Genomic DNA, 22,592 nt, shown 5'->3' on the forward strand with positions numbered 1-22,592 from the left:
ATGGAGAACAACATGGAACAGACATACCAAATGGAGAACAACATGGAACAGACATACCAAATGGAGAACAACGTGGAACAGACACACCAGATGGAGAACAACGTGGAACAGATTCACCAGGTGGAGGGCAACATGGAACAGATTCACCAGGTGGAGGGCAACATGGAACAGACTCACTAGGTGGAGGAAAACCTCCTAGTGGTGGTGGAAGCACTCCTGGAAAATTCTTCGAGCATATTTGTTGGGATAAACTTTCGCCTCAAAATGATGATCAGGTAGGTTTAATTGTTGCTTTAGATGAACTTTATCGTATGTCAAATAAAACTATGAAGATTAGTGGTAGAACGGTAAAAATTTATGAAGAATTTCCTGTGAGTGCAGGAATGTTATTGCGTACGGCATATGAACAAGCATTGATATTACAACTAAAGAAGACTAATTTATGGGGTAGCTTGTTGCAAAAATATAGGTTACCAATGTTAAGCAATATTGAATCACATGTTGATAGCAATATAAACATTGCATTACCATTGGAAAATATGAGAAAAGCATTTCGACAAATAAAGAGCGCCCGTTCACGAGATTTTCTTAATTCAAATGTACATAATCCAGGATTAATTCGCACAACTTCTGCAACTTTAGAAGGTTTGGCAAGCGGTGGAATGTTATCATTAATTAGGCTTATTATAGAATATTTATAAAATAAGTTATTATTTTTTTTAGAAGAAGGGAGTCTTAGGATGACTACAACGATAAATCCCTTGCGTTATCCAGGTGCCAAGAGACAACTCGTACCTTATATTGGGAATCTAATTAAATGTAATAATCTCCATGGATGTACTTTCATTGAACCATATGCTGGAAGCGCAGTAGTAGGACTTGAACTCTTAAAGAACAATATTATAGATAGATTAATTTTAGTTGAGAGAGATGTTCTTATTTATTCTTTTTGGAAGTGTGTATTCAGTGCAACAGATGAATTGTGCAATAGGATAGAAACTCTTCCCGTAGATATTGAAACTTGGTTGAAGATGAAGCCGCTACGAGAGGTTACTGTTCCTCATGATGATAAAATAATGGAACTAGGTGTTGCTGGTTTATTTTTTAATAGGACTAATTTTTCGGGTATTTTAAAAGCAAATCCAATTGGTGGAATAACTCAAAACTCAAATTATAAAATAGATTGTAGGTTTAACAAACCAGTCCTAATAGATTTAATTAAGAATTTATCCTTAATTAAGGAGAAGGTAGAAGTTTATTGGGATGATGCCATTACATTTTTGAATGGTTATAAGGCTAATTTCCTAAAAAAACGACATTTTGTATATTTTGACCCACCTTATTTCAGTAAGGGACATAAATTATACCGTCATTACTACACAATTAACGATCATAAGAAACTTGCAAATTTTGTTCGGAATAACAAACATTTTGATTGGCTTATTAGTTACGACGATGAACCATATATTTGTGGTCTTTACAGTGGTATGAATGCAAAATACTCTCCTTTTTACTTAGATTATACAGTTTCAAAAGGAAAACGGTCCTCTGGAAAAGAATTATTAATTTCCAACTTACCATTACCACCAGTCAAGTTTTCTAAAACCAATATACTTTAGGTACATTTCAAGATGTGAACTTTGTTTGTTCACATCTTTTTAAATTTGTCCTTATCACCAATATCTGTTTTGATGATAAAAATTACTTTTTTTAGGTATAATATAGATCATTAACCTATAAGGGGTTGAATATTTTTATGAAAGAATTTCTTGATAATCAACATAAAAAGGCCAATCGTTTAATCAATGAAAAATCCCCATATCTGCTACAGCACGCTTACAACCCTGTGGATTGGTTCCCTTGGGGTCAAGAAGCATTCCATAAAGCGGCAAGAGAAGGCAAGCCAGTGTTCTTGTCCATCGGCTATTCGTAGCCCTGCGGGGCGCGAATAATGAACAAAGGATGTGCGAATGCCGACATGCCACTGGTGTCATGTCATGGAGCGAGAAAGCTTCGAAGACGAAGAAGTCGCGGCAATTCTGAACGAACACTATGTCTCGATCAAAGTTGACCGGGAAGAACGTCCGGACGTCGACCAGATCTACATGACCGTTTGCCAGGCCATGACCGGGCATGGCGGCTGGCCGCTCACCATCATCATGACGCCTGACAAAGAACCTTTTTTTGCCGGCACCTATTTTCCGAAACAGAGCAAATACGGCCGCCCGGGGCTTGTCGATATTTTAAATCAAATTCATAGCAAGTGGCTTGAAGACCGGGATCGCGTTGTCCGTACCGGTAAACAGATCACGCAGGCTATTCAGGAACATCGTATAAAAACAAAAGGAAACGGCGAACTTACCGAACAGACGCTGCAAGAAGCGTACAGCCAATATGTAAGCACGTTTGACGGTGAATACGGCGGGTTCGGGTCGGCACCTAAGTTCCCTTCGCCACATAACTTAGCCTTTCTGCTGAGACACTGGAAACTGACAGGGGAAGAACGCGCGCTTGCCATGGTTGAAAAAACGCTTGATGCTATGCGCCGCGGCGGCATCTACGATCATATCGGCTTCGGATTTGCGCGCTATTCGGTTGACCGGGAATGGCTTGTTCCGCACTTTGAAAAGATGTTGTATGACAACGCCTTGCTCGCACTCATTTATCTTGATGCCTACCAAGCAACGAAAAAAGAAGAGTACGCAGAAACAGCGCGCCAAATTTTCACATATGTGTTGCGTGATATGACGCACCCGGAAGGCGGATTTTATTCGGCGGAAGACGCCGATTCCGAGGGCGAAGAGGGCAAGTTCTATGTCTGGCGTCCAGAAGAAATTCGCCAAATTCTTGGAGAAGAAGACGGCACGCGTTTCTGTCGGATTTACGATATTACGGAGCATGGCAATTTTGAACACAACACAAGTATTCCTAACCTTGTTCGCAAGTCGCTGGATCAGGCGGCACGGGAAGAAGGAATGGAACTGGACGAACTGAAGCCGTTCATCGAGAAGTGCCGGGAGAAATTATTCACGGCACGGGAAACGCGCGTGCATCCGCACAAAGACGATAAAATTTTGACCGCATGGAACGGTCTGATGATTGCGGCGCTGGCACGCGGGACAGTAGTGCTAGGTGACACGATATACGTGGCGGCAGCTGAACGGGCGCTCCGTTTTATTCAGAATCGACTGCAACGGGAAGATGGGCGTCTTCTTGCGCGGTATCGGGACGAAGAGGCGGCGTTTCTCGGTTATTTGGACGATTATGCGTTTCTGATCTGGGGGCTGCTTGAACTGTATGAAGCCACTTTTAATACGGATTATTTGTCATACGCGCTTGAGCTTCAGGAAAAGCAGGTTGCGCTTTTCTGGGACAATGAAGAGGGTGGCTTTTATTTTTACGGCAGTGACGGCGAAGCGTTGTTGTTTCGACCAAAAGAATTGTATGACGGAGCCATACCTTCGGGGAACTCTGTGGCAGCGCTGAACTTGTTGCGGCTCGCTCGTCTTACTGGTAAAGAAGACATTGCCCGCTTAGCGGATGAGCAAATCGCTGCATTTGCGGGAGAGGTAGCCCTGTATCCACAGGCACACGCGCATTTTATGATGGCGGCGCAGTTTTTGTTTGGTCCGGTGAAAGAAATCATTGTTGCTGCACCGAACCGGGAAGCCGCACAGGAAATCGTTCAGGAAGTTCAGACTCGTTTTATGCCGAATGCGGTAGTATCAGTTATCACAGATGAGACGCGGGAAAAATTACTCCTGCTTGCGCCTGTGTTGACGGATAAAACGACACAGGATGGAAAGGCGACAGTCTACATTTGTGAAAACTTTGCATGCCAGAAGCCTGTGACAAGCCTTGAAGAATTGAAACGCCAATTGAAATAAATGTATGTTCTAAAGTAAAAATAAAAAGTGGAGAAAGTTCTTTCCGGACGCTTCTCCACTTTTTTGTGTCTATTTTATTAACATAATATCATATCATAAAGTGCCAAACATCAAAGCTACGCATCTTCCAATACATTGAAAGTTGGTACAACAACCGATGGATTCACATTCCAATCGCTGCAATTAAAGCAAAGGTAAATACAACAACACACCGGGATAGCATAAGTCTAGAATGCTCACGCAGATTTAGCCATAGCAAATAACCGGGCATTCCATAAAATGTAGCTGATACCATGCCATGTCCGCTTGGAAAGCTGTACCCCCCACTTTTACCAAATGTTTGATATCTGCACGGGTACGTCGGAAGATTAATTTTAGTATACCATTCAGCAAGGAACCCTCCAACAAACTGGTAGCAAGAATAACAGTTTCCCAAACGTGGTGCAAACGAAACAACAGATAACTTCCTACCAAGAGTATAACACATATGAGTGTAACGCCTGAACCGATGTGCGTAATAAAGATAGCCACCTTGGCAACTATTTCGCTGAAAAAATTTTGAATAAAATCGGTGACCACTCTATGGAAGGTTGTTACCTCTTGAGATGAAAATTCTTCCACCAATTTTGCAAATAAGCCTAGAAAAAGGATGGCGGCTACAATTCCCCAAAGTAAATGTGCGCCAAACTTTTGAAGCGGAGACCGGAAATAGCTTTTGATTTTATCTGTTAGAAACATTCGTAATCCCGCTTTACTATTTTGATTCCATTCCAATCGGAGTCAAAGAGTAAAGGGATCAGTGCCACAATAATGGTATTACATTCTTCAAATTCGTTGTTTAGATAATCCTGAATTAAATCAACCATAAAAATGACCAGTCCAAGAAATAGAATCGTTGTTCCTAGAATAAGCATTCCTCCTCGCCTATAAGATTTCATTTCCCCCTTTTTATTATCACGAGGCCATTTGTTTTTTCTTACTTATCTTTTCCCAAATCCATACTGTCATAATTCCCAATGAAATCCAAATCTGATATAGAAGTAGAATTCAACCAAATAAAGGGAGGTTGATACCTGCAATGACGAGTCCAGCTCCTGTTGCTGCTTTTATTGTGGCGGGTCTTTCGGTACTTTTCGGCAACCATTCTCCCATTCTTATGCTGACGGCAGCCAGTCCTACGATGAAGAACAGCAGCACAAGAAGTAGCAGAAAAATAACAAATGGAATCCCGATCATGGTGATGGACAGTAAAATACTGAGAGCAATAACCAACAGGCTGCCAATAAATCCAATGGTAAGCAGTTGGATCGGTGAACGATATACGTAAGCAACGAATGGATCTATTCGATGTTTCAATAGGTACACCGTAAGAGGCGACAAAATAAAAAGAAGGAGACTGCACGCTATTCTCACCAGCCAGATACTGAGAAGAGTAATGCTAGCAATGAACAGACTATTTTTTGTCGCATTATCGAATGCCAAACTCAGAACATTATCCGTTACATGGGCTCCCGGTTCCTGGTGAATGCTCCCTCCGATTACCAAAATAATGCCTTCAATTTTCGCTGATTTCTTAACGGTAAGATCACCATTAAAAATAACAATAGCCTCACGCACCGTTCCATAAATCGTTGCATCTCCACCGATAACAATCACATTTTCAACCGATTGTTTATCAGGAATAACGGTACTTTGATGCATAAACACATCTTCGTTCGCAGCAAAAACCGTTGTGCTTGAAAAGGAAAATAGGAAACTGACGATGAAACATAACAAAAATCGTTGGTTTATTTTTAGCAAGACTATCACTTCCTTATCCTGGTATCTTCATAAGAAGGAACCGACGCAATGACCAGATTAATAAGAACAAAAGAAAAACCGTAGCCCCTGCTATCCCAATGAAAAGGGAAGGAAGCGAGGCCGCGAATACAGGAACAACTTGAAGTACGCTCACCATAATCGTAACTAACGAAGAAAAAAGGCCAATGCTAAGCGTAGCCAAAGGCGATAGGCTTACCATAAAAAGCAAAAGTAAAGTTACAGCACTACCAGTCTCAAAGCGAGACGAGCCGTATGAAGACGAGATTTAATTGTTCCAACAGGGACTTGTAAGATATCAGCTATCTCATCATATGTAAAGCCTTGTATATAACCATCTTTTGTTCGGGAGAAAGTTTTTGCAGGGCCTCTTCAATGCTTAGCTGCAGCTGTTTATGCTCCATGGTATCTAGATGGTTCGCAGGGGAAAAAGGCTGTTCTTTACTTCCTTCCCATATCACCTTTTCCTCCCGCTGCTTTTTTCTCTGGAGCCGGTCATAACACAATCGAGAAACGATACGGGTTAACCAGGAAGCAAAGGCGTATTCGCTCCCTAATTTGCTAAAAGAAGCGTGAACCTTCATAAATGCCTCCTGGGAAACGTCCTCTGCTTCCATACGATCATTCAGCATTGCATATGCCTGCCGAAATACAACACCTTTGTAGCGAGTGACTAGCTGCGCGAATACTTCTTTGTCTCTCCGTTTCGCTTTTTGAATTAACGTATAAAGTTCTTGCTCCACACGCTATCAACCCCCTAACCGGCCTATCATTCCATTATTTTATGCAACACGATGCCTTCGATTTTATTCCATTCAACAATTTCACTTAAAAGGACTGGGCGTTCACCCAAAAAGTTCATTTGGAAATATTTTTATTACACTTCATCAATATACGACTGCTGTAAAAGTTAACAACAAGCAAAGCATTCTTTAATAAATCCACCATTTTCATTGTTGTTTCTTTGAAGCCTATTTCATTATCTTAAGTTCTTTGCTTTCTTTTTTTAACTCTCTATATAACATCCATTTAAGCATTTTTTACTGTTCAATCATGGGAGTATTCATATGTCCATCATTATTTTTAAAATTTAGCTGAACTTTTTTGTAGCATAGTCAGTCCTTTGATTTGAGAGATTAAAAAATATGGAGGCAATAAATCATGGCGTTACTTAACTTAGATTATCATTTGTTTCAATTTATTAACCATCTAGCTGTGGTTTATCTTTTTTTAAACCCTATTATGCGTTTTTTAGCTCAGGATGGTGAAAATGTATTTTACGTAGGGATTATTTTTTATTGGTTTACTCGAAAGAAAGAAAATCGCTGGATGGTTATTCAATCTTTAGTAGCTGCTTGTGTAGCTCTTGGTATCAGTGGGTTAATCGGGGATTTTTTATATCGTGATCGGCCTTTTGTTACTCATCATGTTATTCAGTTAATTCCACATGCCGTAAATGCTTCCTTTCCAAGCGATCACGCTACAGCTGCTTTTGTTATTGCTACATCGATCTTGATTTTTCGTAAAAAGGAAGGGTTTGTATGGCTTACACTGGCAGCCGGCATTGCTTTCTCACGTATTTGGGTAGGGGCACATTATCCTGGGGATGTATTTGCCGGGATTTTACTAGGGATTTTCTCAGCGAAAGCCATACATAAGTGGCTCCAAAAATGGGGAATCATTGCTCTTCTTTTACATCGAGGCCTTGTTTTATATGAGAGGGTAGAACAGCGAATTTTACCTGTAAATGGTAATAAAAGTAAGCAACCAGTAGGGTGAAAAACATGAAAGAATATGCTTCTGTCTTTTTACTATCACTTACAAGTTTGGGGTATGTAGGTATTATGTTAGGGTTAATGGTGGAATTTATCCCAAGCGAGATTGTACTGGCTTATGGGGGATATCTCGTATCACAAGGAAAAATCAGCTTTTTTGAGGCGGTTATTGCTGGAATTATTGGTGGTACAATTGCTCAATGGTTTCTGTATTGGATAGGGAGATTTGGAGGAAGGCCTTTCCTAAAGAAATACGGAAAATACTTGTTCATTCATGAAAAACATATTAATGTAGCTGAATCATGGTTTACTAAGTATGGGCCCGGTGTTATTTTTAGTGCCCGTTTTATTCCAATCGTGAGACATGCTATTTCTATACCAGCTGGAATCTCTAAAATGAGCTTCAAAAAGTTTACTTTATACACCATCTTGGCCATCATTCCGTGGTCTATGCTTTTTATTTATTTAGGAAATAAATTAGGTGATAATTGGGGGCGAATAAATGAAACAGCAAACCCATACGTTCAACTTGTGATTGTAATCGTAATTTTAGCCACCGTTTTATATTTCTTATTTACTGTGTTTAAGAAAAAGAGAACTAAGTTTGAATAATATAATTTTTTGTACAAATGAACAAGTGGAAAGATTTTGTATACGAGTTCTTCTTTCAGTGTTTTTAGTTAGTCTCTGGCTCATCTACTCCTTGCAGAGTGTGATATTCGTAATCTTTAATTTTTCAAAATAATAAAAGAGAATTTAGGCAGATACTATTTAGTCTTTTCTATTTTATTGCATAACATTAATATTAAAAAGGGGGGAGCGAGAGTTGGACATTTTAATAGTGGCCCCTCCAATGCTTTCTGTTTCAGAAACTACTGGAGGTTCAGTTGAAATCAGTATATATCAAACTGCTAAGCGACTCGCATTACAAAATAATGTTACTATTATTAGTCGGAAATCAAACAGCCTTCCCCGTATTTCTGAAAGTGGAAACCTAACTATTGTCCGAGTTCCAGGTGGAAAAGGTTATGTACGTAATGTCATACACTATATAAAATCTCATAAATTTGACTGTATTCAGGTTGATAACCGTCCCCGCTTTATTCCGATTCTGCGTCGTCACTTTCCTAATATTCCACTTGTTCTTGTGCTACATTCCTTAACTTTTATGAACTTCTTAACGATAAAAGAAAAACATGATGTTATTCGTAAATCAACTGCAATTATATGTAATAGTCAATTTCTTCGAAATTACTACGCGAGTAAATTTCCACATTATGAAAATAAAATTACTGCAATTCACCTAGGAACAGACTTGTCCCGTTTTAGGAAGCCTACTCCTGAAGAAAAAAGTGATATGTACGCTCGCTATGCTCTCCCGTCTTCTTTTATTATTTTATACGCTGGGCGAATTATTCCAGGAAAAGGTGTGCATATCCTTATTAAAGCCGCTAGTCTTGTCAAAAAAACGATTCCTTCCGTTCGTCTTGTTTTAGTAGGTCCATATCTAAAAGGTTATAAAGCAAGGCTTATGCGTGAAGCAAAACGAAGAAAGGTCCCTGTATTATTTACAGGGAGTGTGAAACCCTCTGTTATGTATAAAATGTATTGGTTAGGGGATTGTTTTGTTTTTCCAACTCAATTCCACGAAGCGTTCGGACTGGTTAGTGTAGAAGCTATGGCTAGTGAACTACCTGTAATTGCATCAAGACGTGGTGGGGTTGTAGAAATTATCAATGGACAGAACGGTATACTTATTCTTGATTATAAAAATCCTGTAGCTTTTGCTAAAGAAATAAATAAGATTTTCAATGAACCTGCGTATGCAAAAAAATTAGCTGAAGTAGGAAGAAAAACGGTACTTTCCCATTTTAGCTGGGAACGTGTTGCAGCTGATTATCAGCAATTCTATACAAAAATTTTACAAAAGTAACTCTTTCATAAAACATAATTAGAATGATGAAGACTCGTTTTGAATTCTAACATACTTGAGCTTGTTGCAAAATTAGCATAATTTTCTCTTTCAAATTAGAAAAAACACACTCAATCAAGCAAGCAAAGAGTGATAGAGTTTTATTTTAAGTGATAGAGAAAAAAGTATATTTTTAATAAATAGGTACAAGCTCATACACTCAATTCTTTGCCACATAATTTGTACTAAGCGATAGAAATCCTACTATAACAACATGAGGAGGAAGAAAGGATGTCATTTCAAAGAGTTCCGGGACGTGTAAGCATTATTGTTACGGCTTATAATCGAGCGCGCTATATTAGAAAATGTTTGGATAGTTTGCGCAAACAAAGCTATAACAATATTGAAATTATCATCGTTAATGATGCTTCAACAGATAGAACTTCCCAGGTCATTGAGGCATGGAGAAAATCATCAGGTGTAGCACTTTCGCGCAAGCGTCGTGTTCTAGAAGTTAAGATGCCGCGAAATATTGGGTTTCCTGGGGCTGTAACGACGGGATTATTTATGGCAAGAGGGGAATTTATCGCCATTCAGGATTCCGATGATTTATCCCATCCGAAACGCTTGGAAAAACAAGTACAGTTCCTTCGTAGTCATCCCGAAGTGGGCTTGGTTGGAACAAACTACGCCTCCTTTACAAATGGCGCATTCAATAAACAGGAACAAGCTAACTGGATTAAATATGGTAATGATATCAGGGAAACATATGCCGCAGGTGGACATTGTGTGTGCCATGGAACGATTATGTTTCGAGGTTCGATATTTGACCAAATAGGTGGCCTGACAAGGAGAATGGAGGGGGCAGAGGACTACGAGTTTATTGTCAAGTTTCTTAATAACGGTATACCTATTAACAATATTCCTGAAGTTCTCTACTACTATCGTGCCCATTCGCTACAGCGTTCAAGAAAATACTTCGGTAAAGAAGAGGATAAATGACAATGACGCTACAAAACGAACGTGTTTTAATCATTATGGACGGATTATATATTGGTGGTACAGAGACACACGTTTTAGCCATAGCCAAAGAAATGATAAAACAGGGGGTACATGTTGTTATCGTTGGGAAAACAGGGCCTCTACATCGCTCTTTTTTGTCCCTTGGTTGTCCTATTTATCCAATTGAGTGCAAAGTAGAAGGAAGCGTTTCTTCTGATATATGGGAAGAAACGAAGAATATACTAAGGGAAATTATGAAGTGGGAGAAAATCACCGTTGTACATGGTCATCAAACAACTTCAGCACGATTTGCTTTTCCTGTCGCCAGAGAACTAGGCATTCCTTTCGTGTTTACAGTACATGGTACGTATGAAAGCTTAGAAAATCTACGTGATATTGCGGAAAATGGTGGTACTATCATCAGTGTGAGTCAACCGATACAACATTGGCTCATGCAACAAAATATTTCTTCTACGTTAATTCCTAACGGAATCAATCTAAAACAATACCGACCCTTACAAAAAACGAATCTTCTTAAAAAAATGAGGATTCCCTTACATGCCCCGGTTGTTCTGTACGCAGCTCGATTAAGTTGGGAAAAGGCAAAAATATGTAAACAGGTTATTCAAGCCTGCTGTTATTTACGCAAAAGATATTTTCCCTCTTTGCATTTGATTATTGCTGGGAAGGGCTTTCATGATGGTGAGATTAAAAAAATGATAGAAAAAGTTCAAGGTAAATCTAAATACAAATTTATTCATTTTTTAGGTGAATATACCATGATGAGTTCTTTATATTCAATCAGTAACTGTGTCGTTGGCACAGGACGTGTCGCCCTGGAGGCGATGGCATGTTCTCGTCTGGTCGTTTCTGCAGGACGGCATGGTTTTTTTGGTACTCTATATCCTAACAACCTTCAGCAAGCCTGGTATTACTACTTTGGTGATCATAATTCTATTCAGCCATGCACGAGTTCTCTCCTCGCAAAAAATATAAAAACGGTTCTTTCTACTTCAAAGAGACAAAGATTGATTTGGGGACGACAAAACCGCCTTTTTATTAAGGAAAATTTTGGGATCGAGCAAGTTACAAAAACATTATTGAACACCTATGCTTCCCTTATTCCGCCCTCTCCATAAGTTCCTATTAAACTACGAACAAGTACTTAAACTGTTGAGGGTACTATTCAATTGCTTAAAAAAGCAGGGTATACAATGGCTTTTACCACTCGTCCCGGCAAAGTTCAACCAGGCACTCCGCCTTTTGAAATTCCGCGCTACGGAATTCTTTCAACCACTACAACACAGCAATTTAAAAACATGGTGGGGATTAGGTAACTGACACACAAAAAATGGAGGGGTATGGGTTCTCCATTTTTTGTGTGTTTTCTTTTAGGTTTTGATGGACTAGATCAGAAATTGTAACAAATTTGTATTCTTGTTTAGAAAGGATATTTAATATTTTATCCAAAGCTTTTACAGTTTGTGTTCGATCGCGCTTCAGCTTCAGGAGAAGCAGTTTGCGCTCTTCTGGGACAATGAAGAGGGTGGCTTTTATTTCTATGGCAGTGACGGCGAACAATTGCTGGTTCGACCGAAAGAATTATATGATGGAGCGATGCCGTCCGGCAACTCGGTAACAGCGATGAATCTGCTTAGATTGGCACGCCTGACGGGAAAAAACGATATTATGCGTCTTTCCAGCGAACAAATCTCGGCGTTTGCTGGGGAGATTTCTCTTTATCCACAGGCACATGCCCATTTCATGATGGCGATTCAGTTCCTGTTTGGACCAACCAAGGAAATTATTATTGCGGCGCCGGATAAAAAGGTGGCAGAGGAGATGATTCAGGAAATTCGAGCGCACTTCATACCGAACAGCGTCGTATCGGTTGTGACGGATGAAACACGTGAGAAATTGCTGCTGCTTGCCCCGCTGCTCACCGATAAAACCGCTCGAAAGGGCAAAGCGACTGTGTACGTGTGTGAAAATTTTGCGTGCCAGGCCCCGGTTACGGATGTACAAATGGTCAGAGAACGACTACACTGACAGGCCTGTTTAACTGAACAGCCAAGAAGTCTCCTCTTCAAGCGATAGCTAAGTGGTGGGGAGTTCACGAAAGTACATATTTCTTTGAATGGATACAGGAATATGTGCTTTTTTTTTAATAGTTAGAAAAGGGAAACTTTCCATGCGCTTGTTCGCGAATGTTTCATGTGAGCCAGATTTTTGAAACGATACGGTAAGTGAACCGTAAAACATAGTGAACGCTTTGTAAGGCGCACACTTGTTAAGGGAGGAATCATGGTATGATCATTACGACAACGCCGACGATTCAAGGAAGAGAAATTCAGGAGTACCTGGGTGTGATTTCAGGCGAGGCCATCATGGGATCAAACGTGGTACGGGATTTTTTGGCCGGGATTACAGACATTATCGGTGGTCGTAGCGGCGCGTATGAAAGCAAACTCGCGGAGGGGCGGGAAATTGCTTTGAAAGAGATGGCAGATAAAGCGCGAGCGATGGGAGCCGACGCGGTTGTTGGGGTAGATTTAGATTTTGAAACGTTGCGCGATGGTATGATGATGTGTATCGCTACAGGAACAGCGGTAAAAGTAAGATAAGATCTATGAGGGTGTCCCCAAAAGTGGTGGGACACCCTCTTTTTCGCTACCGCATATACGCATATAAAAACGATAAATAACATATTGTATCGTGTTTGAGAGTAAACCACCACTTCTTTAGGGAGTTGACTTGTTTGTTTTTACCGATTATAGTTTGGCTGTAAGTTAGTTAACCGACATAATTGTTGGTTAGAAACAGGGAACTCTTGATGGAGTCGGCGCTGCGCGGGTGAAATGACTCCATTGTCGCATGTATATGCGCACAGCTCTGGCTGTTTTTCTTCTCTGTGCTATAATTCAGATGGGATATCATTTCAGATGGGGAGGAGTGAATAGAAGTGAGGAGGCTGCTTTTAGCCCTACTTCTTTTTATCCTGACGACTGCGACCGCGTATGCGGACGCTGCGGTGGGTGACACCATTATCACGCTTGGCCAGGATTTAAAACCGGCGCAGAAAGAACAAATCAAAAGCAGGTTTAATGCGCCGAACGCGCAAGAAATTACCGTCACTAACGCGGAGGAGCATAAATATCTGGAAGGTTTGCTCAGTAAAAGCGTGATCGGTACCCGTGCCATTTCGTCGGCGATGATTCAAATCGCTGAACCTGGCAAGGGGATTGTGGTTGAAACAAACAATATTACCTGGGTTAGCAAAGCCATGTACGAAAACGCATTGGCGACGGCGGGTGTAAAAGACGCGATTGTAAAAATTGATGCCCCGTTCCCGGTGTCTGGCACGGCTGCGCTGACAGGAATTATGAAGGCGTATGAAACGGTAACCGGGAAAAAAATTGATGAAACGCAGAAAAAAGTGGCAAACGAAGAGATGGTCACCACCGCGAAAATCGGTGAGACGATCGGCGATAAAGAAAAAGCGGCTGAGCTTCTGACACGCCTGAAAGCGGAACTGGCCAAACAGACGAGTAAATTGTCTGACGACCAATTGCGCGAAATGATTCGCAGCGTAGCGGATCAGATGGGACTGAATCTTTCCGACGCGGAGATTGAATCCCTCGTCAGCATTCTACGTAAAATCCAAAATTTAGATATTGACTGGAACAAAACGCTGGAGCAGGTTTCAAGCTATAAAGGAAAAATTCAAGAGTTCCTGAATAACAACCCGGAAGCAAAATCGCTCGTACAGGAAATTCTTTTATTTTTGAAACATTTGATCGAGCAAATTCTCTCTTGGTTCAAGTAGCTTGAATCTCTGGCGGAAAACCATAAAAAAAGCTTGTACAAATATTTGACATTCGCGGAAAAACACGATAGTATAATTTTTAAATCAATTAAATAGCGAACGAAACGGAAAACTCTTATCCAGAGAGGCGGAGGGAAATGGCCCGATGAAACCTCAGCAACCGCAGGCAAAAGCCTGAAAGGTGCTAATTCCATCAAAGCTTGTGTATAAGCTTTGGCAGATGAGAGGAGGAACGTGTTGCGGATCGATATGGTCCAACAGCCCTCTTCTCTGGAAGAGGGTTTTTTATTTCGCAGGCTATAGATTTTGGGAGGGATACGTTATGAAAACTTGGAAAATTGCGTTACTTGGGTTGGGTACAGTCGGTTCAGGAGTTATGACGATTTTACATACACATGCTACACGAATCGAAAAGCAGGCGGGGGTCAAGTTTGAAGTGGTAGGCGTTCTGGTGCGCGATGTTAAAAAGCCGCGCCGCGTGAAAGTAAAACGGGAACTTTTGACTACAGAGATCGAAACCATTTGGGAGAAAAATCCGGAGATTGTGATTGATGCGATGGGCGGGATTTCCCCCGCACTCGGTTATATCGAGCAAGCGATTGAACGGAAGTGCCACGTTGTATCTGCGAATAAGGAAATGATCGCTGCCTATGGCACACATTTGCACAGGCTGGCTGACAAAAATGGTGTTTCGCTCCTATACGAAGCGAGCGTAGGTGGCGGCATTCCAATTTTAAATGCGTTAAGCCAGCTATTAAAGGCAAACCGGATTACGCGTGTATACGGTATTTTAAACGGTACGACCAACTATATTTTAACCAAGATGGAAGAAGAAGGACTCACATATCAAGAAGCGCTGGAACAGGCACAGGAATTTGGCTTTGCAGAGGCTGATCCTACGGCGGATGTAGAAGGGTATGATGCATTTAACAAAATTCAGATTATAGCTAATCTGTGCTTCGGCCCCGACACCCCGGTACTGGAACAGGAGCGCGAAGGAATTGCGTCCATAACCGGTGAAGAGATGAAAGTATGTGAGAAGCTGGGATACCGTATTAAGTTGCTTGCTTCCGCAGAACGCACGGACGCAGGATGCTGCTTACGGGTTGTGCCGACGTTGGTGCCGTACGCTCATCCACTCTCCGGAGTTAAAAATGAATGCAATGGTGTTTTTATTACCGGCGATGTAGTTGGAGATGTATCATTTACCGGAAAGGGAGCAGGAGCGCTGCCTACAGGAAGCGCGATTGTGGAAGATATGTTAAACATTGTTCGTGGTTGGACATTTACACCCGATAAAGAGGGGCTCATGAGAGAAGACGTGGAGCAAAGCACAGGTGTGGAAAAAGTGGTGCTGGCGTTCTTTACCTTTTCAAAACAAACGAATGACAGTCAGAAAATTCGTCTGATTTCCTTTTTATCAGGTGGAGAAGGGTTTTTGCACGCGGTGGAAACAGTTAGCAGTGGGAGCGAAGTACATGTAGCTGCCGTAATCAGCAATCCGGATGTGTACGCGTTGAAAGCATTGGCCGACGACTTACAGGCGGAACTCAAGCTTCGCCCGGTGTTAGACGAACGGCTGAGCGCAGCAAGAGAAGATGCCGCAGTACTGGTAAAATAAATGTCAGGTAAACAAAAATGTAATTTTTCATAATATAACGGATATAGACAAGAATCAACAGCTATTTAGCGAAATTATCTTTTTGTTTCTCTTCTATCCTCACTTTTTCTATTGTATAAGCGATTGGAGAATAGATATAGCTTTTCGGTATAATAATTACGATAGGAAAAAATATATGGGAGAGATTTGTATGGCTCAACGAGTAGCCACCGAATACAAGAAGCTTGTGCTTGAATTAAGTACTTGGCAGTTGCAATCTTTTATCGAAATGTTTCAATGTGCAGAGTTTGAGACAGAAGTTCGAGTGTATGACAATGGTGAAAAGGAAATCGTACTGTTTGATAGGGAAAAAGAAATCCCCCTATCCTTTAAACTGATCGGAAATATGTACACTTTTGAGGGCAGGTATACTATTCGGGACGCCAAATTGGCGAACCAAATGCGCCAGGCTGTGCGCCGCTTTAAAGGGGACGCTGTCGTTTATCGGGTATATCCAGCGTATACGATGATTTATCATTACAAAGAAGGGAAAGTTATGAAAATTATCGAACGGAAAGGAGATAGCGAAACGCTTGTCTTTGAATACCGGGATACGGTAGGAGACTTGCAGCGTCTATACGAAGCGCAGGGCGCTGAAGATCAAATCGCATGGCTTAGGGTGCATATTGATCAGTTGCTCGATTTTCGCAATCAACGCCAAGCAGCACATTTGCCAACGGAAGAGGTGGATCGTCAGTTAGCTACGCTCTCTCATCAATTGTTTGTATTAGAAGCGTAAAAAGTTTCCCAAGTATCCATAAGAAACTGTTGCAAATTTTTTAGAAACATGCTATCTTCTTTGTTGTGAAAAGATTAGGAACCAGGATTCACTCAAGGAAGTTTCTCCTCGAAATATAGTGAATGACGTAGGTCCTAGCGAGATTTTCAACACAAAATTGCTAGGAGGGGGGGGACCGAAAAGTGGAATATTCTACTTTCGGAAGACATGTTGCGATTGATACTTGGGGTGTCGATTTTGAAAAGTTGAACAGTGCGGAGTTTTTGCAGCATCATCTTGTTGAAGCTGCGGAGGCCTGCGGTGCTACGGTTTTGTCCGTACAATCGAAGCAATTCGAACCGCAAGGGGCAACAGTACTGGTTCTATTATCTGAAAGCCATATTTCGATTCATACATATCCGGAAAAAGGGTTTGCTGCGCTCGATTGCTACACGTGTGGCGAGACGGTTGATCCGGAACTTGCGATCGAATATATGGTCAACATTTTGCAGCCCGAAAAGCTCTATACCCGTAAGCTGATTCGTGGTATGGGCGAGCTGCAGGTTTTGGAATCTGAAATCACGAAGCAAAAGCAAAACATGTAAAAGAAAATAACGGTATAGAAGAAAGTCCACCCTGAAACTGCGGGGTGGACTTTTCACTTATTCTTAACAGAAAATTGGTTGCTTGCATAAGCTTTGGCATTTATGATGAATAAAGGAAAAATACTCGCTGTACAGTTTTTGATGTTTTGATATTCGCCCTGTGGTAAGAAAATACGATGCTGATATATCAAGTTAACTGTATATATGGAGGTTGAATGAATGGATCAGTTCATTGATTTGGAGAACAAACGAAAAACGCCACAAGATGTATTAGCGTACATCAAGAGCGGGGATGACATTATTGTTCCGCTCGCGAACGGTGAGCCGCTCGTGCTTTTGGATACGATTGAGAAACATGCGGAGCGCTGGTTCGACGTGCGTATTCACCAGATGCATGCGCTTAAAGAGCGCGACTACATTCACGGAAAATACCGGAAACATTTGCGCCATGTTGCGTATTTCTTAAGCGGCGCCTCGCGCAAAGCGTTTCTTGCTGGCGAATGCGATCTTGTTCCCAATCATTTTCATGAGGTACCGCGTCTATTACGGGAAACAACGAAAATGTCGCTCGTGCTGGCCGCTGCCGCGCCGATGGATGAGCACGGATATTTCTCGCTTGGTACGCAGGCTGACTATGTTGCTTCCTTTATTGGAAAAGTACCGTTTTTCCTTGAAGTGAATCCAAACATGCCGCGTACCTTCGGATCGAATCAGATACATATTAGCCAGATTCTTGGCTACATTGAAGTAGATTATCCGCTGTACGAGGTAAAAGAAAAGGAAGTGACCGATATCGACCGCAAAATTGCTGCCTATGTGGTGGAACGGATTCCGAACGGAGCGACGTTGCAAGTAGGAATCGGCGCCATTCCGAACGCGATTATCGGGTTTTTGCAAGATCATAAAAATCTCGGTATTCATACAGAGCTTATAACGGACGGTATTGTTGATCTAGCGGAGCAAGGAATCGTCAACGGTATTGAAAAGAAAACGCATAGAGGAAAAATTGTCGGAACCTTTGCGCTTGGCACAAAGAAATTGTATGATTTTATTGATGAGAATACCAGCGTAGAAATGCTGCCGGTTGATTATGTCAATGACCCGCGTATTATCGGACAGGAGGATAACATCGTCTCCATCAATGCGACGACAGAAGTGGACTTTATGGGACAGTGCGCCTCGGAAACGATTGCTGGACGTTATTATAGTTCCAGCGGAGGTCAGGCGGACTTTGCACGCGGAATCCGTTTTGCTAAGAACGGAAAGGGCTTTATTTGCTTGCACTCTACCACGCGTGATGGCTCGATCTCCCGCATTCGTCCGCAGCTTACGCTCGGCTCGGTTGTCACTACTTCAAAAAACGATGTAGATCACATTGTGACGGAATACGGTGTGGCTTCCTTGCGCGGAAAAAGCATTGCTGAGCGTACAAAAGCGCTTTTAGCAATTGCTCATCCGAAATTTAGGGAAGAACTGGAATTCGAGGCGAGGAAGTTTGGTTTGTTATATTAAATTACCAAAGGATAAAGAACCGTTCCAGACTCCGGAGCGGTTTTTTTCCTCTGTTTGGAAGGATACATACCAGCACGAAGCGAAACAATAAAAAGAGCATATTTTGCAGTTTCGCTTCTACATCAATAAACGAAACGATTATTTATCATAATGATGAATATATTTGTAGTATTTTCATATGAATACATCATTTTTCTTACATCTAAAGAGGGGTACGGATGACAAAAGCCTTTTTTTTGGATCGTGATGGGGTCATTAACGAAAATCCTCACCCGATCAACCATGTTGGACAGTTTGTTTTTATACCGGGAGCGCTCGAGGCGATACGCACGCTTCATGAGCGAGGATACAAAGTGTTTGTCGTAACAAACCAAGGCGGTGTTGGTTTGGGATACATGAAACGGGAAGCGCTCGCTGAAATTCATAACTATATGGAAGAAAAAATTAAAGAAGCGGGTGGGATGTTAGCGGAAATTTTGGCTTGTACTCATAAACCGCAGGAAGGGTGTACTTGCCGTAAACCGGAACCGGGAATGATATTTGATTTAATAAAACGATATAATATTGAACCTTCTAAAAGTTATATGGTGGGCGACTTTTATACAGATATTCAAGCCGGGCATCGAGCTGGTTTAAAAACGGTGTATATCGGTAAAGAAAATCTAAAGGGAAAAGAACCGCAACCGGACTATGTTTTTGGTTCGCTCGCGGAGGCGGTGGCCTCGCTTGTCGGTACAAGCGAACACCATATATAGAAGTTGTATAACATATAAAGATAGCGTTTATACATGGGTAACGAATACGATATATGGCATGGGGGAAACGGAAGATGAGCGAACACAAAAGTCTTTATGAACGTTACAGCAGTTTACCGACGAGCGAACTCGAAGACATTTTGTACGATATTGAGATGTCGGCCGCATTAACGCTCGGGATGAATACGTACACTGAGCAGCAGCACAAACAGGTGCTACGTCAGATTTTGCGGGAACGGGGCGTAGACATCAACCGGTTGTTCGAATCATAAAAGGCTACAAAAGGAGGAGGGGTTGAAGAAGAGCTGGTCAATGCGCTAAACCATAAGCTGTTAGTGTGAAGCGTTATTGCCGTAGATGATACATTCTCGCGTTTTCTATTTTATGATAAGATAGAAAAGGCAAGAAACAAATATATTCCTGAAAAGGAGACGTAAAGGATGTATCATCGTACACAAACCAGACCTGTGAAGGTAGGGAATTTGACAATCGGCGGCAGCAATCAGGTGATCGTGCAGAGCATGACCACGACAAAAACCGCGGACATAAAAGCGACCGTGGAGCAAATTTACCGCCTTGAAGAAGCGGGCTGCCAGATTGTGCGTGTGACTGTGAACAACATGGAAGCAGCGGAAGCCATTAAGGAGATTAAAAAGCAGATTTCCATTCCGCTTGTATCCGATATTCATTTTGACTATAGACTTGCGTTGAAAGCGATTGAGAATGGGATTGATAAAGTGCGGATTAACCCTGGTAATATCGGAAGGCGCGAAAAAGTCGAGGAAGTTGTCCGGGCCTGCAAAGCACATGGCGTGCCGATTCGAATCGGGGTGAATGCCGGTTCTTTGGAAAAGCATCTGTTGGAGAAGTATGGCTATCCGACAGCTGACGCGATGGTCGAGAGCGCGCTACACCATATCCAAATTTTAGAAGAGCTCGATTTTCATGATATTATTGTATCGTTGAAAGCTTCCAATGTACCGTTGGCGATCGAAGCATATCAGAAGGCGGCCGCAGCGTTTCGCTATCCGCTTCACCTCGGCATTACGGAAGCGGGCACATTGTTTGCTGGTACGGTAAAAAGCGCCGCTGGCCTCGGAGCGTTGCTGGCGCAAGGTATCGGATCGACGCTGCGCGTGTCGCTGAGTGCCGACCCCGTGGAAGAAATTAAAGTGGGTCGTGAACTGCTGAAGACGTTCGGCCTTTTGTCTGATGCAGCAACATTGATTTCCTGCCCGACGTGCGGGCGGATCGAGATTGATTTAATCTCTGTGGCCAATGAAATTGAAGAATATATTGCAAAAGTGAAGGCACCCATTAAAGTTGCGGTGCTCGGCTGTGCGGTCAACGGACCGGGTGAGGCACGCGAAGCAGATATAGGTATTGCCGGGGCGCGCGGAGAAGGACTGCTGTTTAAACATGGTGAAATCGCCCGCAAAATTCCGGAAGAGAAGCTTGTAGAAGAATTGAAAAAAGAAATTGATGAACTGGCCGAGATTTATCATCGGACTGGTTCGTTGCCACGTCCGGCACATATGAAATAAGATGAAAAGAGAACGCATGAATTCACAATATGGATTTATGCGTTTTTTGTTTGAGTGGATAAGTGGCTGTTTCACTTTGTTGCGGAAAAAAGTGAGTGGCAATGCCCACGAGGCTTTCTTAATCTGTATTTTTATGAGTTTTTATGTAGGATTTTGTCGATCGAGATTACACTTAATTTATAGATAATTAACATAAAGTTGAGAATCCTGAATGAAAGCGGTGACAAAATGAAGAAATTCGGACTCGTAGGACAAATTCTGCTTGGTCTGATCCTCGGTATCGCCGTGGGTGCGATTTTCTATGGCAATCCGAAAGTAGCAGAAATTCTTGAGCCGATCGGAACCATTTTTATTCATCTTATTAAGATGATTGTTGTGCCGATTGTCATTTCTACGCTTATTGTCGGTGTAGCTGGAGTCGGTGATGTTAAGAAACTTGGTAAGCTCGGCGGTAAAACAATCATTTACTTCGAAATTGTAACAACGATCGCTATCATTATTGGTCTTTTAGTAGCGAACATTTTTAAGCCCGGCGTTGGTGTGGACATGTCTCATCTTTCTCAAACAGATATCAGTAAGTATGTTCACACAACAGAAGAAACAAAAGCGCACGGTTTTGCGGAAACGCTTGTTAACATTGTACCGACCAATATCATTGAATCCATGGCCAAAGCGGACATGCTGGCAGTTATTTTCTTTGCAGTGATGTTTGGTCTTGGTTTGGCCAAGCTTGGCGAACGCGGCAAACCGTTATTGAATTTCTTTGAACTGGTAGCGGATACAATGTTTAACGTAACGAATATGGTTATGCGGTTTGCACCGTTCGGTGTATTTGCGTTAATTGGCGTAACAGTTTCCAAGTTCGGGGTATCTTCTCTCATTCCGCTTGGCAAGTTGTTTATTACAGTGTATCTCACGATGATATTCTTTGTTGTTGTCATATTGGGCGTTATTTCAAAATGGGCAGGCATTAGTATCTTCCGCTTAATGGGCGTATTAAAAGAAGAACTGTTGCTGGCTTATTCCACTTCCAGCAGCGAAACCGTACTTCCGCGCATTATGGAAAAGCTTGAGAAAATGGGCTGTCCGAAATCGATCGTATCCTTTGTTATCCCGACCGGCTATTCGTTTAATCTGGATGGAAGTACACTATATCAAGCGTTAGCTGGCATTTTTATCGCGCAGATGTACGGCATTGAGCTTTCTATTACCCAACAGATTACATTTGTGCTTGTTCTGATGCTGACATCAAAAGGGATTGCCGGTGTACCGGGTGTATCCTTCGTTGTGTTGCTGGCAACGCTCGGCTCTGTTGGTATTCCGGTGGAAGGTTTGGCGTTCATTGCAGGTATTGACCGTTTGCTTGATATGGCACGTACGGTTGTAAACGTATTGGGTAACACGGTAGCTGGCATTGTCATGTCCAAATGGGAAGGCCAATTCAACAAAAAAGAAGCAGATTATTACATTCAAAAACTTAGCCATGCTGCGGAAAGTAACTAAATGATGTATAGAACAGAAAAGTCTCCCTAGGAAAAAATAGGGAGGCTTTTATTTTTATTACAAAATGCAACTAAA

General features: G+C 41.8%; 24 protein-coding genes, 1 pseudogene and 1 riboswitch. Of the genes and pseudogenes, 20 read left to right on the forward strand and 5 right to left on the reverse strand.

Translation table 11 applies throughout. The annotated features are described in order from the left end of the window. The 3 genes and pseudogenes from BLR88_RS19945 to BLR88_RS07120 all read left to right on the forward strand — a co-directional run. Positions 1 to 701: hypothetical protein (locus BLR88_RS19945; protein WP_217639379.1), on the forward strand; the 701-nt coding region annotated here is incomplete at its 5' end. Positions 702 to 740: 39 nt separating this feature from the next. Then, a complete protein-coding gene (locus tag BLR88_RS07110; RefSeq protein ID WP_091260295.1) occupies positions 741 to 1,619 on the forward strand; it encodes a DNA adenine methylase in 879 nt (292 codons plus the stop codon). 137 nt (positions 1,620 to 1,756) lie between these two features. Next, positions 1,757 to 3,887 (forward strand): annotated as a pseudogene (locus tag BLR88_RS07120) (thioredoxin domain-containing protein). A 246-nt stretch (positions 3,888 to 4,133) separates the two neighbouring features. Here the strand turns inward: BLR88_RS07120 and BLR88_RS20095 are convergent. From BLR88_RS20095 to BLR88_RS07140, 5 genes are all read right to left on the reverse strand, one after another. Continuing rightward, positions 4,134 to 4,625, reverse strand: a complete 492-nt coding sequence (locus BLR88_RS20095; protein ID WP_091260300.1) for a phosphatase PAP2 family protein — start codon at positions 4,623 to 4,625, stop codon at positions 4,134 to 4,136. Further along, entirely contained in the window at positions 4,616 to 4,801 is a 186-nt protein-coding gene (locus tag BLR88_RS07130; protein WP_091260302.1) for a hypothetical protein, read from the reverse strand. The genes BLR88_RS20095 and BLR88_RS07130 overlap by 10 nt, the downstream gene beginning before the upstream one ends. A gap of 133 nt (positions 4,802 to 4,934) precedes the next feature. Next, entirely contained in the window at positions 4,935 to 5,588 is a 654-nt protein-coding gene (locus BLR88_RS07135; protein ID WP_139184937.1) for a hypothetical protein, read from the reverse strand. A gap of 336 nt (positions 5,589 to 5,924) precedes the next feature. Continuing rightward, entirely contained in the window at positions 5,925 to 6,035 is a 111-nt protein-coding gene (locus tag BLR88_RS20100) for a sigma factor-like helix-turn-helix DNA-binding protein (RefSeq protein ID WP_322787655.1), read from the reverse strand. Continuing rightward, positions 6,008 to 6,448 carry an RNA polymerase sigma factor gene (locus tag BLR88_RS07140; RefSeq protein ID WP_254778246.1) on the reverse strand — a complete coding sequence of 147 codons (441 nt, stop codon included), beginning with the start codon at positions 6,446 to 6,448 and terminating at the stop codon, positions 6,008 to 6,010. Before BLR88_RS07140 ends, BLR88_RS20100 begins: the two co-directional genes overlap by 28 nt. Before the next feature lie 418 nt (positions 6,449 to 6,866). Between BLR88_RS07140 and BLR88_RS07145 the strand changes: the two genes are divergently transcribed. The 17 genes from BLR88_RS07145 (at position 6,867) to BLR88_RS07220 (ending at position 22,517) form a co-directional block, all read left to right on the forward strand. Further along, positions 6,867 to 7,484: an undecaprenyl-diphosphatase gene (locus BLR88_RS07145; protein WP_057898769.1), complete on the forward strand. Its 618-nt coding sequence runs from the start codon at positions 6,867 to 6,869 to the stop codon at positions 7,482 to 7,484. A 5-nt stretch (positions 7,485 to 7,489) separates the two neighbouring features. Next, a complete protein-coding gene (locus tag BLR88_RS07150; protein ID WP_057898770.1) occupies positions 7,490 to 8,092 on the forward strand; it encodes a DedA family protein in 603 nt (200 codons plus the stop codon). A 214-nt stretch (positions 8,093 to 8,306) separates the two neighbouring features. Continuing rightward, positions 8,307 to 9,413 (forward strand): glycosyltransferase family 4 protein, encoded by a 1,107-nt coding sequence (locus BLR88_RS07155; RefSeq protein WP_091260305.1) that lies wholly within the window; start codon positions 8,307 to 8,309, stop codon positions 9,411 to 9,413. A 270-nt stretch (positions 9,414 to 9,683) separates the two neighbouring features. After that, entirely contained in the window at positions 9,684 to 10,394 is a 711-nt protein-coding gene (locus tag BLR88_RS07160; protein ID WP_057898772.1) for a glycosyltransferase family 2 protein, read from the forward strand. A gap of 2 nt (positions 10,395 to 10,396) precedes the next feature. Further along, positions 10,397 to 11,533 (forward strand): glycosyltransferase family 4 protein, encoded by a 1,137-nt coding sequence (locus tag BLR88_RS07165; RefSeq protein WP_057898773.1) that lies wholly within the window; start codon positions 10,397 to 10,399, stop codon positions 11,531 to 11,533. Between the two features lie 75 nt (positions 11,534 to 11,608). Further along, a complete protein-coding gene (locus BLR88_RS20355; RefSeq protein ID WP_302846663.1) occupies positions 11,609 to 11,731 on the forward strand; it encodes a polysaccharide deacetylase family protein in 123 nt (40 codons plus the stop codon). A 145-nt stretch (positions 11,732 to 11,876) separates the two neighbouring features. After that, positions 11,877 to 12,443 carry a YyaL domain-containing protein gene (locus BLR88_RS07170; protein ID WP_057898774.1) on the forward strand — a complete coding sequence of 189 codons (567 nt, stop codon included), beginning with the start codon at positions 11,877 to 11,879 and terminating at the stop codon, positions 12,441 to 12,443. Positions 12,444 to 12,703: 260 nt separating this feature from the next. Beyond that, entirely contained in the window at positions 12,704 to 13,018 is a 315-nt protein-coding gene (locus BLR88_RS07175) for a YbjQ family protein (RefSeq protein ID WP_057898775.1), read from the forward strand. 338 nt (positions 13,019 to 13,356) lie between these two features. Then, positions 13,357 to 14,220: a DUF1002 domain-containing protein gene (locus BLR88_RS07180; RefSeq protein WP_057898776.1), complete on the forward strand. Its 864-nt coding sequence runs from the start codon at positions 13,357 to 13,359 to the stop codon at positions 14,218 to 14,220. Between the two features lie 112 nt (positions 14,221 to 14,332). Next, a riboswitch (SAM riboswitch) is annotated at positions 14,333 to 14,447 on the forward strand. 95 nt (positions 14,448 to 14,542) lie between these two features. Continuing rightward, positions 14,543 to 15,841, forward strand: coding sequence for a homoserine dehydrogenase (locus tag BLR88_RS07185; RefSeq protein ID WP_175493573.1), 1,299 nt, complete (start codon positions 14,543 to 14,545; stop codon positions 15,839 to 15,841). Positions 15,842 to 16,031: 190 nt separating this feature from the next. Then, positions 16,032 to 16,619: a hypothetical protein gene (locus BLR88_RS07190; RefSeq protein WP_057898778.1), complete on the forward strand. Its 588-nt coding sequence runs from the start codon at positions 16,032 to 16,034 to the stop codon at positions 16,617 to 16,619. A 182-nt stretch (positions 16,620 to 16,801) separates the two neighbouring features. Next, positions 16,802 to 17,203, forward strand: a complete 402-nt coding sequence (gene speD, locus BLR88_RS07195) for an adenosylmethionine decarboxylase (RefSeq protein WP_057898779.1) — start codon at positions 16,802 to 16,804, stop codon at positions 17,201 to 17,203. Positions 17,204 to 17,422: 219 nt separating this feature from the next. Beyond that, the gene (locus tag BLR88_RS07200) at positions 17,423 to 18,715 is read left to right on the forward strand and encodes an acetyl-CoA hydrolase/transferase family protein (protein ID WP_057898780.1); all 1,293 of its coding nucleotides are present in this window, start codon (positions 17,423 to 17,425) and stop codon (positions 18,713 to 18,715) included. A 218-nt stretch (positions 18,716 to 18,933) separates the two neighbouring features. Further along, positions 18,934 to 19,470, forward strand: coding sequence for a D-glycero-alpha-D-manno-heptose-1,7-bisphosphate 7-phosphatase (locus BLR88_RS07205; protein WP_057898781.1), 537 nt, complete (start codon positions 18,934 to 18,936; stop codon positions 19,468 to 19,470). Positions 19,471 to 19,544: 74 nt separating this feature from the next. Then, positions 19,545 to 19,742: a hypothetical protein gene (locus tag BLR88_RS07210; RefSeq protein WP_057898782.1), complete on the forward strand. Its 198-nt coding sequence runs from the start codon at positions 19,545 to 19,547 to the stop codon at positions 19,740 to 19,742. A 168-nt stretch (positions 19,743 to 19,910) separates the two neighbouring features. Continuing rightward, positions 19,911 to 21,014 carry a flavodoxin-dependent (E)-4-hydroxy-3-methylbut-2-enyl-diphosphate synthase gene (ispG, locus tag BLR88_RS07215; protein ID WP_091260312.1) on the forward strand — a complete coding sequence of 368 codons (1,104 nt, stop codon included), beginning with the start codon at positions 19,911 to 19,913 and terminating at the stop codon, positions 21,012 to 21,014. 228 nt (positions 21,015 to 21,242) lie between these two features. Next, the gene (locus BLR88_RS07220) at positions 21,243 to 22,517 is read left to right on the forward strand and encodes a cation:dicarboxylate symporter family transporter (RefSeq protein ID WP_057898784.1); all 1,275 of its coding nucleotides are present in this window, start codon (positions 21,243 to 21,245) and stop codon (positions 22,515 to 22,517) included. Positions 22,518 to 22,592: the final 75 nt, after the last annotated feature.

This window comes from Aneurinibacillus thermoaerophilus, assembly GCF_900099925.1.
Taxonomy (GTDB): Bacteria; Bacillota; Bacilli; order Aneurinibacillales; family Aneurinibacillaceae; genus Aneurinibacillus; species Aneurinibacillus thermoaerophilus.

Bases quoted from the DNA above. Each gene is read 5' to 3' on its own strand.
- BLR88_RS07135 (WP_139184937.1), bottom strand. From the start codon at position 5,588: ATGCATCAAAGTACCGTTATTCCTGATAAACAATCGGTTGAAAATGTG.
- BLR88_RS07150 (WP_057898770.1), top strand. From the start codon at position 7,490: ATGAAAGAATATGCTTCTGTCTTTTTACTATCACTTACAAGTTTGGGG.
- ispG (WP_091260312.1), top strand. From the start codon at position 19,911: ATGTATCATCGTACACAAACCAGACCTGTGAAGGTAGGGAATTTGACA.
- BLR88_RS07145 (WP_057898769.1), top strand. From the start codon at position 6,867: ATGGCGTTACTTAACTTAGATTATCATTTGTTTCAATTTATTAACCAT.
- BLR88_RS07205 (WP_057898781.1), top strand. From the start codon at position 18,934: ATGACAAAAGCCTTTTTTTTGGATCGTGATGGGGTCATTAACGAAAAT.
- BLR88_RS07185 (WP_175493573.1), top strand. From the start codon at position 14,543: ATGAAAACTTGGAAAATTGCGTTACTTGGGTTGGGTACAGTCGGTTCA.
- BLR88_RS07210 (WP_057898782.1), top strand. From the start codon at position 19,545: ATGAGCGAACACAAAAGTCTTTATGAACGTTACAGCAGTTTACCGACG.
- BLR88_RS07160 (WP_057898772.1), top strand. From the start codon at position 9,684: ATGTCATTTCAAAGAGTTCCGGGACGTGTAAGCATTATTGTTACGGCT.
- BLR88_RS07220 (WP_057898784.1), top strand. From the start codon at position 21,243: ATGAAGAAATTCGGACTCGTAGGACAAATTCTGCTTGGTCTGATCCTC.
- BLR88_RS07200 (WP_057898780.1), top strand. From the start codon at position 17,423: ATGGATCAGTTCATTGATTTGGAGAACAAACGAAAAACGCCACAAGAT.
- BLR88_RS07110 (WP_091260295.1), top strand. From the start codon at position 741: ATGACTACAACGATAAATCCCTTGCGTTATCCAGGTGCCAAGAGACAA.
- BLR88_RS20095 (WP_091260300.1), bottom strand. From the start codon at position 4,625: ATGTTTCTAACAGATAAAATCAAAAGCTATTTCCGGTCTCCGCTTCAA.
- BLR88_RS07130 (WP_091260302.1), bottom strand. From the start codon at position 4,801: ATGCTTATTCTAGGAACAACGATTCTATTTCTTGGACTGGTCATTTTT.
- BLR88_RS20355 (WP_302846663.1), top strand. From the start codon at position 11,609: ATGGCTTTTACCACTCGTCCCGGCAAAGTTCAACCAGGCACTCCGCCT.
- BLR88_RS07165 (WP_057898773.1), top strand. From the start codon at position 10,397: ATGACGCTACAAAACGAACGTGTTTTAATCATTATGGACGGATTATAT.
- BLR88_RS07175 (WP_057898775.1), top strand. From the start codon at position 12,704: ATGATCATTACGACAACGCCGACGATTCAAGGAAGAGAAATTCAGGAG.
- BLR88_RS07190 (WP_057898778.1), top strand. From the start codon at position 16,032: ATGGCTCAACGAGTAGCCACCGAATACAAGAAGCTTGTGCTTGAATTA.